The organism is Lysobacter changpingensis, from assembly GCF_017308985.1.
Lineage (GTDB): Bacteria > Pseudomonadota > Gammaproteobacteria > Xanthomonadales > Xanthomonadaceae > Lysobacter_J > Lysobacter_J changpingensis.
Genome location: NZ_JADWPE010000006.1, coordinates 47,566 through 59,084, shown reverse-complemented (window position 1 = coordinate 59,084; position 11,519 = coordinate 47,566). Strand labels below are relative to the sequence as shown.

The window sequence follows — 11,519 nt, the reverse complement described above, 5'->3', positions numbered from 1 at the left end:
CGACCGCCAGGATGCGCGTCAGCGCGGGGTGCGATCGTCCTGCCGGCCGCTGTCGGCCGACGTGTTCTCGCCGGACCGGGTCTCGTCGCGGCGCTCGTCGCGCAGCTGCGCCGAGGGCTTGTCCTCATCGCCGTCGCGCACGCCCTTCTTGAAGCCCTTCACGGCTTCGCCGAGGTCCTTGCCGACGTTGCCCAGGCGCTTGGTGCCGAACACCAGCACCACGATCACCAGCACGATCAGCCAGTGCCAAAGACTCAAACCGCCCATGTGGATAGTCCGCCAGAAATATGGAGGTTCAGGATACCGCAGCGACGTGACGGTCGCTGTCGTCTCCGCGCGTGCGGAGGGTTAAGAACGTGACCGGCGCACGCCGGTCAGGGCAGCGGTTCGGCCTGAACCGGGCTTTCCACCGTCTCGAAGGCCGACGGCTGCTGCGTCTGCTGCGCGGGAGCGTTCATCGGAGCGGTGGTGGCCGTGGGCGCGACGGGTGCCGGCGCCGACGTCGAGGTCGCCACCGGACGCGGCGCCGAAGCGCGGGCGCGCTCGTCGGCATCGGCGTTGGAGCGCGCGGTGCGGGCGATGTGGCTGGCTTCCTCCAGGCGGTCGCGGAAGTCGACCACGGCCGTGGACGGCTGCCCGTTCGCGCGGCCTTCGAAGATCATGCGCGGCGTGGTGTCGCGGCCGTAGACGGATTCGTTGGCTTCGTCGTCGATCGACAGCACCGCGCCGTCCAGCGCGATGCCCGCGAACAGGCCGCGTGCGCGCGACCACGACCAGATCTCCGCCTTGAGCTGCCCGTCCGTCGCCGTGCCCGCGTTGCGCCCGACCGGGCCGGCCGCGACGCCGGCATCGGCGCCCAGGGTGATCTTGCCGTTGACGATGTTGTCCAGGCCGCGATCGCTGCGGAACACCAGCACGATGTCGGCCGACTGCACGCCGGCCTGGAAGCCGATGCTGCCGCCGGTAAGCTTCACGAAGCTCGGGTTCGACCAGGTGCCGTCGGGGTTCTTCACCGACAGCAGGCCGTGGCCGCGGCGCCCGCCGAGCACCAGGCCGATCTTCAGCGCGTCGGGCACCACCACAATGCCGCGCGCCTCGTCGAGCAGCTTGTCGGGAATGCCGGATTCGGGAATCTGCTGGATGTCGGTCAGCACGCGCACGGCCTGGCGGGCGCGGTCGTCCTCCTGTGGGCCGGCGACCGCCGAGGTGGCGATGCCCATGGCGATGGACAGGACGGCGATACGCAGCAGGGCAGGGCGCGGCAGACGGGACATGGCGGACTCCAGTGAGACTGCGCGAGTGTGGGCTCGGCGCGGAACGGGGAATTCGAGTATTCGACCGCCGGCGCGGCAGTCGGTTCAGGCTAGTGATCCAGCAATGAATCCTTACCGAATCGGCGCGTGCGTCAAGCGCCGCAAGTGCGATGCACTCGCCTATGCTGGTCAATCCAGCATGCAGATCGTGTCGATCGACGCCGTGCATGGTGGAATGCCGGCGTTTCGAACGCGTGGATTCGCGCGGGCCGGCGCAGCTGTCATCCTATGCGGCATGCCCGCCTCCGCCAGCACCGACGCCGCATTCGACGGCGCCTCGACCGCGCCGTCCGGCCCGCCGGACACCGCCCTCGTCCTCGTGAACCTCGGCACGCCCGACGCGCCGACGCCGGCCGGCGTGCGTCGCTACCTCGCGCAGTTTTTGTCCGATCGCCGCGTGGTCGGCCTGCCGCGCTGGCTGTGGCTGCCGCTGCTGCACCTGGCGGTGCTGCCGCTGCGCTCGAAGGTGGTCGCGGAGAAATACGCCAGCATCTGGATGCGCGGCGAGGACGGCGGATCGCCGCTGGCCGTGTACACCCGCCGGCTCGCCTGGGCGGTGCAGAACGAACTGCCGCACCTGCGCGTGATCGACGCGATGCGCTACGGCTCGCCGTCGCTGGCCGCGCGCCTTCGCCAGTTGCGCGAGGCCGGCGTGCGACGCGCGCTGGTGCTGCCGCTGTACCCGCAGTATTCGACGACGACCACCGCGTCGGTCGGCGACGTGCTCGCACGCGAGGCGCTGCCGACGCGCATGGTCGAGGAATACCACGTCGACGCCGGCTGGCTCGACGCCGTCGCCGGCTCGATCCGCGAGCACCGCGCGCAACACGGCGCGGGCGAGCACCTGCTGTTCTCCTTCCACGGCCTGCCGCAGCGGCTGGTGGACGCGGGCGATCCCTACGCACGCCAGTGCGAGGCCGGCGCGCGCGCGATCGCGCAACGGCTGGGCCTCGCCGACGACGCGTGGACGCTGAGCTACCAGTCGCGGTTCGGACGCGACAAATGGCTGGAGCCGGGCACGCAGCAGACGCTGCATGCGCTTGCCGCACGCGGCGTGCGCAAGGTCGACGTGGTTGCGCCGGGCTTTGCGGTGGACTGCATCGAAACGCTGGAGGAGGTGGCGATGATGCTTGCGGAGGACTTCGCCGCGCACGGCGGCACGCTGCGCTACATCCCCTGCCTCAACGACACGCGCCCGCATGCGCGCGCGCTGGCCGACATCGCGCGCGTCGAGCTGGAGCGCTGGACCTGATGCCCGCGCGCGGCCTGCACGAATTCACCCTCGACACGCCCATCGGCCGCATCGCCGGCCTGCGCGGGCAACCCGGCGGCCCGCGCGTACTCGCGCTGCACGGCTGGCTCGACAACGCGGCGAGCTTCGTGCCGCTGGCCGAACACCTGCACGGCATCGAACTGGTCGCGCCCGATCTGCCGGGCCACGGCGCCAGCGCGCACCTCGCGCCCGGCGCGGACTATTCGTTCGCCGCCGCGGTGAACGCCGTGCTCGACATCGCCGACGCGCTGGGCTGGGACCGCTTCTCGCTGCTCGGCCATTCGATGGGCGCGGGGATTTCCAGCCTGGTCGCCGCCGCGTGCCCGCAGCGCGTGGAGCGGCTGGTGGCGATCGAAGCGCTCGGCGCGCTCGCCGAGGTGCCCGAGCGCACGGTGTCGCGCCTGCGCGACGCCATCGCCGCGTATCGCGCGCTGCGCGGCAAGTCGCTGCGCGTGTTTCCCGACCTCGCCATCGCCGTGCGTGCGCGCATGGCGGCGGGCGCGCAGGTCGGTAGCCGGCTCGAGGAGCGCGCGGCGCGATTGCTGGTCGAACGCGGCGTCGTGCCGGTGGAAGGCGGCTTCACCTGGTCGAGCGACCCACGCTTGACGCTGCCGACGATGCATCGCATGACCGAGCCGCAGATCCGCGATCTCGTGTCGGGCATCGAGTGCCCGGCGCGCGTGATCTTCGCCGAACCGGCGCAGCCCTATCTGCCGGATCCGCTGCGGCGCGACCGCGCCGGATTGCTGCCGGCGGGCGAGCTGATCGTCATCGACGGCGGGCATCACCTGCACATGGAACAGCCGGAGCGGATCGCCGACGTGATCGGGGACTTCTTCGTTCGCGGGTGATCGCAAACCGCTGTCGTAGCCCGGGTAAGCGAAGCGCACCCGGGGTGACGACGCGGATACGCGAACCCGGATGCGCTTCCAAAAGGGCGACGGCGTTACGTCTTACCGCACAACGCGCGCAGCGTCGCCTTCAACCGCCGCCCTTCGGCATGGAAATAATCGCGCTCCTCGCGCCACTGCGGGCAGCGCGATTCGACTTCGCGCCAGAACGCGCGCGAATGATCGGCATGGATCAGATGGCAGAGTTCGTGCACCAGCACGTACTCGAACGCACCCGGCCGCGCGAGCACCAGCGAGAGATCCAACGCCATCGAGCCGTCGGGCGCGAGCGAGCCCCACTGCGACGACATGATCTTGAACGTCACCCGGCGCGGCGCGCGCGGCAATGCGGGCAGGTAGCGCGGCATCCAGCGGCCGACGTCGGCGCGGCCCTGCGCTTCGAGGAAATCGCGCACCGCGCGGCGCACCGCGGTGTCGCCGGCGCGCGCCGGATGGGTGAACACCAGTTCGCCGCTGCCATCGCCCGCATGGTCCAGCCGCGTGAAACGTCCGGCTTCCCAGCGCACGTCGTGCAGCTCGCCGCGCAGCGGCAGTTGCGTCGCGACGCCGGGCTCCAGCGTCGGCATGCCGTCCACGGCGAAACGCTCCAGCTGCGCGGCGAGCCAGTCGCGATGCTGCGCGACGAAGCGGTCGGCGGTGGCGAGGCTGGCGCGCATCGGCACGGTGAGGCGTGCGCCGCGTTCGTCGACCGACAGTTTGATCCGGCGCGCACGCGGATCGCGCACGCGCTGCAGCGGGATGGTGCGCCCGTCGCCCAGCTCGATGTCGAGTGTTTCGCGCTCCACCGTGCGCGGCGTGGGCGCGAACAGGCGGGCGAGGGGGCGGGGCGGCGATGGCATGGGTGCATCTTAGCGATGCGAGGTGACGATGCGGCGCGAAACGGCGTCGCGCCTCGCATTGCCATGTGCGGGACGCGAACCGGAGCGGCGGACGCGGCGGCGCGCCCGCATCCGCGTGCCGCGTCGGCAGGCTCAGGCTTCGGCTTTCGACAGCTTCAGCGCGCCTTCCAGCACCGTGAACAGGCGGCGGAACTCGCCGGCCATCAGCACGAAACGCGCGTCGAGCTCGGCGCGCAGGTCGTCGCGCTCGGTCGATTCCAGCTCGTCCACCGCGCCGTCGAGCAGCTTGAACTTGCGCACGACCAGGTCCTCGCCGAGCACGAACGACACGTGGTCGTCCAGGTTCAGCGCCAGGCGCGTGACCTGCTTGCCCGATTCCAGGTGCTTGGTGATCTCGTCGCTCTGCAGCTCCATGCGCTGCACCTTCACCACCGCGCCCTGGTCGATCGGATCGCGCAGCTCGCATTCATCGCCCAGCGACAGGCCTTCCGGCAGCGGCTCGCCCGCGACCCAGCCGGTCAGGATCGAGCGCGGCGCGACTTCGGCGTTCAGCGGCAGCGCCGGGAAGCTGCCGAGCGCGCGGCGGATCTCGCTCACCACGTTCTCGCCGGACTTGCGGCTGGAGGTATCCACCGCGACCACGCCCAGCCCCGCGTCGATCAGGGCGTCGGTGCGGCTGGGCTTCACGAACGCGCGCGGCAGCAGGTCGGTGATGAGTTCGTCCTTGATGCGCTTGCGCGTCTTGCCGCCGGGCTTGCGGCCTTCCTTCTGCTCGATCTCCGACAGCTTCTTGTTCAGCATGTCGTTGACGACCGAACCCGGCAGGATCTTGTCCTCGCCGCCGACGGCGAGCCACGTCGCATCGCTGCGGTTGTGCAGCATTTCCTCGGAGCCGCGCCCGAACGGCGAAATGAAACCGCGGCTGGACAGTTCCAGCGGGCCGACCGGCTTGAGCTGGCATTCGCCCAGGCCGCTTTCCAGTTCGTCGAGTTTGGTGGTGGTGGGGAAGCGGAACAGTGTCAGGTTGCGAAAGAACATTCGGGAGCCGGAAATAGGGAATGGGGAATCGGGAATCGGAACAGCAGGCGCGGGGAGCGTGAGCGTTGGTCGGCTTCTACGATTCCCCATTCTCCATTGCCGGTTCCCGGGTGTCGCCCGCCAGCCACGCATGCGCGTCGGGCATCGGCGCGTCGCCATGGCGACCGAGCGCGAGGAAATCGAACAGCTTCGGATCGCTCAGCTGCGACGGGCGGATGTCGCCCAGCGCGCGCGCGATGGTTTCGATGCGGCCGGGCGTTTCGCGTTCCCAGGCATCCATCATCCTCGATACCTGCTTGCGCTGAAGGTTTTCCTGCGAGCCGCACAGGTTGCACGGGATGATCGGGAAGCCCTTCGCTTCGGCGTAGGCACTGATGTCGTCCTCGCGCACGTACGCGAGCGGTCGGATCACCACGTGCTTGCCGTCGTCGCTGAGCAGCTTGGGGGGCATGCCCGAGAGCTTGGCGTGGAAGAACAGGTTCAGGAAGAACGTCGCGACCAGGTCGTCGCGATGGTGGCCGAGCGCGATCTTCGTGAAGCCATTCTCTTCGGCGTACGTGTACAGCGCGCCGCGCCGCAGGCGCGAGCACAGTGAACACATGGTCTTGCCTTCGGGCACGACGCGCGTGACGACCGAATACGTGTCCTGCTCGATGACGTGGTACGCAACGCCGATCGATTCCAGGTACTGCGGCAGCACGTGCCCGGGGAAATCCGGCTGCTTCTGGTCCAGGTTCACCGCGACCAGTTCGAACTTCACCGGCGCCTTCTGCTGGAGTTGCAGCAGGATGTCGAGCATGGTGTAGCTGTCCTTGCCGCCGGACAGGCAGACCATCACCTTGTCGCCGTCCTCGATCATGCCGAAGTCGGCGATCGCGCGGCCGACCTGGTGGCGCAGGCGCTTGGCGAGCTTGTTGTTCTCGTGCGCGCGACGCTGCGCGCGGGGCTGGGGTTCCAGCAGGGGCAGGACGGTACTCATGGACCGGCCATTCTACCGGCGCGGGCGCGGTGACGCTGGTCGCCGCGGCGCGTTAAGCTTCGGGGATGACCGAAAGCGACGATCCCGCCGTGCTAGCGCGCCAGCTGGCCGAACTGCGGCTCGAACACCGCGACCTGGACGCGGCGATCGAACGTCTGGGCCAGGCGTCCGACGTGGACGAGCTGACGGTCAAGCGCCTGAAGAAGCGCAAGCTGTGGCTGAAGGACTGCATCGCGCGGCTGGAGAGCGCGTTGATTCCGGATGAGCCGGCGTGAGGGCCGGTCGGATCTGACGCATCTTCTTGCGTAGCCCGGGCAAGCGAAGCGCACCGCGCCTCGGTGCAACTCAGTTGCGGTGGCGATGAACGCGCCGCAGCGCGCTGCACCATCAACGTGCACGTGTCCTTGTGGAACTCGCCATGGCACCCCGGGTGCGCTTCGCTTACCCGGGCTGCAAACGCAGCGGAAGGTATTTACGCCTTGTCGCCCGGCGCTTCTTCCGCCGAAGGCTTCACGCTCTCCGGGCTGATCTTCTCGATCGTGTGCCGCAACTCGCGGCCGAGGATGAACTTCGCGTCCTTCGCCCAGGTGTCCAGGCGGCTGTCGAAGGCGAGCTTGCTGTTCTCGTCCAGCCACACCAGCTTCATCTCGCGCAGTTTCTGGATGAAGCCGCGGAACAGCGTCTTGTCGAAGAACTCCGGCGCGGCCGGCGCGTACAGCAGCGACAGGCGCTGCGCGGCGAGCTGGCACAGGCTTTCCAGTTCGGCGGCGGTGAGCGTGCCCGGGCCGTTCTTCACCAGCACGCTGATGGCGATGTAGTAGCGCTCGAACGCCTGCTGCAGCGAGTGGCCGATCGCGCGAAGGCGGAACACTTCGTCGGTCTGCCCGGCGTTGCGCGCGAGGATGCCGCCTTCGTCCTCGCTGATCCGCTCCAGCAGGCCTTCGCGCACGAACACGTCGACCGTGCGGGTCAGGCGGTCGGCGAATTCCTCTTCCGTCCACGGCAGGAACAGCTCGGCCTGCAGGAACGGATACACCGCGCGGCCCAGGCGCAGCACGCCGTTCATGCTCATGCGGCGGTTGTTCTGGAAGCAGCAGGCGATCCACGACGCCGCGGTGAACAGGTGCAGCACGTTGTTGCGGAAGTAGCTCAGCAGCACCGCGTTGTCGCCGCTCACGCCGAGCACGTCGCCCAGCGGGTGGCGGATGCGCGTGAGCACGGCGATCTCCTCGCCGTGGGCGATGATCTCCTCGACCGGATGCGGCGTGACCGTCACGCGGTCCGAATACGGAAGCTCCGCCAGCAGCGTCTTGCTCAGCGCGATCTGCGCGCGCAGGTCGGCCTCGCCCATCGCGTGCTTGGGCGTGGACAGCAGCGCCAGGGCGAGCAGGTTGATCGGGTTGACGTCGGCGGCGCGGTTGACGTTCACCTGGATGCGCTGCGCGAGCGCGTCGACGGTGTCGGACAGCCACGCGGGCTTTTCCTCGTCGCTGACCGGCTGGCCGTTCCAGTCCGGGGCATGCTCGGCGAGCACGTCGTTCAGGCGGATCGGTTCGCCGAAGTTCACCACCACCTGGCCGTAGTTGCTGCGCAGCACCTTCGGGATGCCCATCAGCAGCTGCCAGATCGATTCCTTTTCCTTCGGTTTGCCGGACAGCTCGTCGAGGTAGCTGTTGCCTTCCATCAGCTTCTCGTAGCCGATGTAGATCGGCTGGAACAGCACCGGCCGCGTGGGCTGGCGCACGAAGGCGCGCACCGTCATCGCGACCATGCCGCCCTTCGGCGGAAGCAGCCGGCCCGTGCGCGAACGGCCGCCTTCGACGAAGTATTCGATCGAATATCCGCCGGCGACCAGCTGCGCGACGTATTCGCTCAGCACCGCCGAATACAGCGCGCTGCCGCGGATGCTGCGGCGGATGAAGAACGCGCCGCCCTTGCGCAGCAGCGTGCCGACGACCGGCAGGTTGAGGTTGATGCCGGCCACGATGTGCGGCGGCACGATGCCGCGCGTGTACAGCAGGTAGCTCAGCAGCAGGTAGTCCATGTGGCTGCGGTGGCAGGGCACGTAGACCACTTCGAAGCCGGGCGCGTCGTCCTTCAGCTTGTCCAGGTGGTGGACCAGCACGCCGCGGTAGATGCGGTTCCACACCGGCGTCAGCAGGAAGCTCGCCGAACGGACGACCGGGTGCGAGTAGTCGGCGGCGATCTCGTAGGCGAAGCCGTGCGCCTTCTTCCAGGCTTCGGCGAGCGAGCTCTTGTCGCGCGCGGCCTGGTCGGCGATGGCTTCCTTCACCGTGGCCGAGGACAGCACCTGGTCGACCAGCAACCGCCGCGTCGACAGGTCCGGCCCGATCACCGCCGCGCGGATGCGGCGGAAATGCGCGCGCAGCACGCGCGAGAGCTTGCGCACCGTGCGTTCGGATTCCAGGCCTTCGTCGACGATGTCGCGCAGGCTCACCGGCGGGGCGAAGCGCACCAGCGTGTCGCGGCCGTTGAGCGCGATCGCCAGCAGCCGGCGGAAGCGGCCGACCAGCGTCCAGTTTTCCGAGAACAGCACCGAGAACCAGCCGCTGTTCTTGTCCGGCGCGCGGCCAACGAAGATCGACACCGGCACCAGCTGCACGTCCAGCGACGGATCGGCGCGGTGCGCGTCGAGCAGGTGCGCGAGCGAGCCCGAATGCGACTTCGGCGAGGCCGGCGCGGTGCCCAGCGACTGCTGCAGCTGCGCCAGCGTGTTGACGTTGCGGCGCGACAGCGCGAGGTAGGCGCGCTTGCGCCTGAGCGGATCGCCCGGCAGCGGCTGCAGCGGCGAGGGCAGGCCGGCCTCGCGGCAGGCGCGTTCGAGGATCAGCGCGTTGGACAGGCCGTAGTCCTCGAGCACGTAGCAGACCGGCCGGCCGCTCCATTCCTCGGGGATCTCGGCCGCCGGGTTGCGCGGTTCGACGGTGATCTGCACCCACGGCGCCATGATCCGGCCAAGCAGCTTCGCCCACCACGGACGGCGGGCGGCCGAAGCGGGACGACGCGGGCCGCCGCCGCGGCGATCGTCGCCCGGCGTGCCGGCGGGGGCGGCGATGGGGAGTTCGGCCTGGGCCGGATCGGGTTCCGGACGCCCGGCGTCCACGGGATCCGCGTCGAGTGCGGCGGTCGGGTCGGTCGCGTCCTGCGCCGGTGCGTGCGGAGGCGTTGCCGCGTTGTCGCGGCTGGACGGAGGGGCGGCCGTCGCGTCCTTGTCGGCGTCCGGAAAAGGCAGGGGCGTCTGGTTCGGCATCGCGGGCATTATGCCCTTCACGCCTTGGGCGCGTTCAGGGCGCCGCCGGCGCGAGCGGGGCCTTGGCGGCCGGCGGCAGGACCTTCGGCGCCTTGCCGCTCGCAGCCGCGGGGCGTGCGGCTTCGACCTCGGCGTGGCGCAGGGCGTCGGTGAGATACCAGTGGCCGTCGCGGCGCTCGACCGTCAGTTCGGCCTGGATCGCCTGCCCGGCCAGCGTGTAGTCCAGGCGGATGCGGGCGCGGTCGCCGTCGCGTTCGAGCAGGGTGGCGCGGGCGGTCGCCAGGTCGGCGTCGATGTCCAGTCCGTAGGCCAGCAGCACCCGCTTCATCCGTTCGAAGAACGGGCCCATGTGCTCCAGGCTGCGCTGCATGCCGAGCTGCCGGAAGCGCTCCGGCCCGCCGGCCAGCCCGGTGTGGCGGGCGCCGGCGACCAGCGAGGGGATGGCCTGCCGCGCGAGCTGCACATCCCCCAGCGGCGCCTTCTGCGCCCAGCGGCTGATCGCGCCGACCAGCTGCACGTAATGGGCGCGTTCCTCGTCGCTGTAGTCGCCTTCGCGGCGCAGGTACTGGGTCGCGAACAGCCCCAGCGTGGCGGCGGCCGAGCGCAGTTCGGCGTTCGCGCCGGAGAACTGGCGCTGGTAGACGGTGAGCAGCTGCTTCTCGGCGCCCGGCGCGGACAGGGCGTCGATGAAGGCGGGCAGGCGGTCGTCGAGCGGCAGGTCGGTCAGCGGCCAGCGGGTGCGGCCTTCCTTCCATGCAAGATCGAGCCGCGCGTGCAGCTCCGGTGGGACGGCGTGGCGCGAGTAGCTCACCAGGTCGTTGCGGCGCAGGTCGCGGATGAGCTGCTCGACGGCCTGCGTCGGTTCGGTCGGCGTGGGCTCGACCACGGGCGCGGGCGCGCGCTGGCAGCCCGCCGCCATCAGGGCGGCCAGCAGCGTCAGCGCGGCGGTGGCGCGTGCGATCGATGTCATGCGGGTGCGGCTCCCCCCAAGTCGCTGCCGGCATCTTGGCGGCGAGGCCGGATGCCGGCAAGCCAAGGCGGTCTCGGAATCGGAATGCGTCGGAATATCGGCACCACGTCACAAATCAATGGGTCAAAAACTGACGTTGAGTGTCAAAATCATCAAAAACTGTGATCAGTATCGCGTTGGATGTTGGCTGATCCTGCCCTTTCACATCCCCGTAACGGGCCGCAGGTCGTTTTGAGACGGTTGGCACAGTTTCTGCTTTCCATGCCCAGACCCGGCCGCGTGTCGCCGCCGGCGGACACCATACAGGGACTCATTCCATGAAGAAGCTTCTTCTCGTCGCGGCCACCGCCGCCGGCCTCGTTTCCATTGCGCCGGCCTTCGCCGCCGACGGCACCATCACCGTGACCGGCACGGTCGCCGCCAACACCTGCCGCATCGCCGGCACCAGCGGCACGAACGTCAACGTCGCGCTGCCGAGCGTGCCGACCACCGCGCTGGCCGCCGCAGGCGAGACCGCCGCGACCACGCCGTTCGCGATCAACGTCAGCGGCTGCACCGGTGGCACCTCGGCGCAGGCCTTCTTCGAGCCGAGCGCCTCGATCGACCCGACGACGCACGGCCTGCGCAACAGCACCGCCGCCGGCTCGGCGAGCAACGTGCAGGTCAAGCTGCTCAACAGCGACCTGACCCAGATCCAGCTGGCCGGCGTGCGCGGCGCGCAGGCGTCGCAGTCGGTCGTCACCGACACCAACGGCGCGGGCACGCTGAACTACTACGCCCAGTACTACGCCACCGGTGCCGCCACGCCGGGCAGCGTGAACACCAGCGTGCAGTTCACGATGATCTACAACTGAGCACCACCCCGCGGGCGCGGCCTGGCCGCGCCCGCCTCCGGCATTCGCCCGGCCGCTTCCAAGGCAATCCC

General features: G+C 69.7%; 11 protein-coding genes. 4 read left to right on the top strand and 7 right to left on the bottom strand.

From position 1 onward, the window contains the following. Positions 1 to 18: 18 nt before the first annotated feature. Together tatA and I4U41_RS14260 are read right to left on the bottom strand one after the other, a co-directional pair. Complete coding sequence (gene tatA, locus I4U41_RS14265) at positions 19 to 267, bottom strand: Sec-independent protein translocase subunit TatA (RefSeq protein ID WP_206861842.1); 249 nt, start codon at positions 265 to 267, stop codon at positions 19 to 21. A 107-nt stretch (positions 268 to 374) separates the two neighbouring features. Continuing rightward, positions 375 to 1,274, bottom strand: coding sequence for a lipid-binding SYLF domain-containing protein (locus tag I4U41_RS14260; RefSeq protein WP_206861841.1), 900 nt, complete (start codon positions 1,272 to 1,274; stop codon positions 375 to 377). A 274-nt stretch (positions 1,275 to 1,548) separates the two neighbouring features. Here I4U41_RS14260 and hemH point away from each other — a divergent pair, with 274 nt between their 5' ends. Together hemH and I4U41_RS14250 are read left to right on the top strand one after the other, a co-directional pair. Further along, positions 1,549 to 2,565, top strand: coding sequence for a ferrochelatase (gene hemH, locus I4U41_RS14255; protein ID WP_206861840.1), 1,017 nt, complete (start codon positions 1,549 to 1,551; stop codon positions 2,563 to 2,565). Next, complete coding sequence (locus I4U41_RS14250; RefSeq protein ID WP_206861839.1) at positions 2,565 to 3,437, top strand: alpha/beta fold hydrolase; 873 nt, start codon at positions 2,565 to 2,567, stop codon at positions 3,435 to 3,437. Before hemH ends, I4U41_RS14250 begins: the two co-directional genes overlap by 1 nt. Before the next feature lie 95 nt (positions 3,438 to 3,532). Here I4U41_RS14250 and I4U41_RS14245 read toward each other — a convergent pair whose 3' ends face one another. From I4U41_RS14245 to ttcA, 3 genes are all read right to left on the bottom strand, one after another. After that, positions 3,533 to 4,336 (bottom strand): M48 family metallopeptidase, encoded by an 804-nt coding sequence (locus tag I4U41_RS14245; protein WP_206861838.1) that lies wholly within the window; start codon positions 4,334 to 4,336, stop codon positions 3,533 to 3,535. Positions 4,337 to 4,468: 132 nt separating this feature from the next. Further along, the gene (locus I4U41_RS14240; protein ID WP_206861837.1) at positions 4,469 to 5,374 is read right to left on the bottom strand and encodes a recombination-associated protein RdgC; all 906 of its coding nucleotides are present in this window, start codon (positions 5,372 to 5,374) and stop codon (positions 4,469 to 4,471) included. Between the two features lie 76 nt (positions 5,375 to 5,450). Continuing rightward, on the bottom strand, positions 5,451 to 6,353 hold the full coding sequence (gene ttcA / locus I4U41_RS14235; RefSeq protein WP_206861836.1) for a tRNA 2-thiocytidine(32) synthetase TtcA: 903 nt from the start codon (positions 6,351 to 6,353) through the stop codon (positions 5,451 to 5,453). A gap of 65 nt (positions 6,354 to 6,418) precedes the next feature. Between ttcA and I4U41_RS14230 the strand changes: the two genes are divergently transcribed. Then, positions 6,419 to 6,628, top strand: coding sequence for a YdcH family protein (locus I4U41_RS14230; RefSeq protein ID WP_206861835.1), 210 nt, complete (start codon positions 6,419 to 6,421; stop codon positions 6,626 to 6,628). Positions 6,629 to 6,825: 197 nt separating this feature from the next. Here I4U41_RS14230 and plsB read toward each other — a convergent pair whose 3' ends face one another. Then, positions 6,826 to 9,633 (bottom strand): glycerol-3-phosphate 1-O-acyltransferase PlsB, encoded by a 2,808-nt coding sequence (plsB, locus tag I4U41_RS14225; RefSeq protein WP_206861834.1) that lies wholly within the window; start codon positions 9,631 to 9,633, stop codon positions 6,826 to 6,828. 25 nt (positions 9,634 to 9,658) lie between these two features. Then, the gene (locus tag I4U41_RS14220; RefSeq protein WP_206861833.1) at positions 9,659 to 10,594 is read right to left on the bottom strand and encodes a hypothetical protein; all 936 of its coding nucleotides are present in this window, start codon (positions 10,592 to 10,594) and stop codon (positions 9,659 to 9,661) included. A gap of 317 nt (positions 10,595 to 10,911) precedes the next feature. On the opposite strand from I4U41_RS14220, the gene I4U41_RS14215 reads away from it, so the two are divergent. Next, entirely contained in the window at positions 10,912 to 11,448 is a 537-nt protein-coding gene (locus I4U41_RS14215; protein ID WP_206861832.1) for a fimbrial protein, read from the top strand. Positions 11,449 to 11,519: the final 71 nt, after the last annotated feature.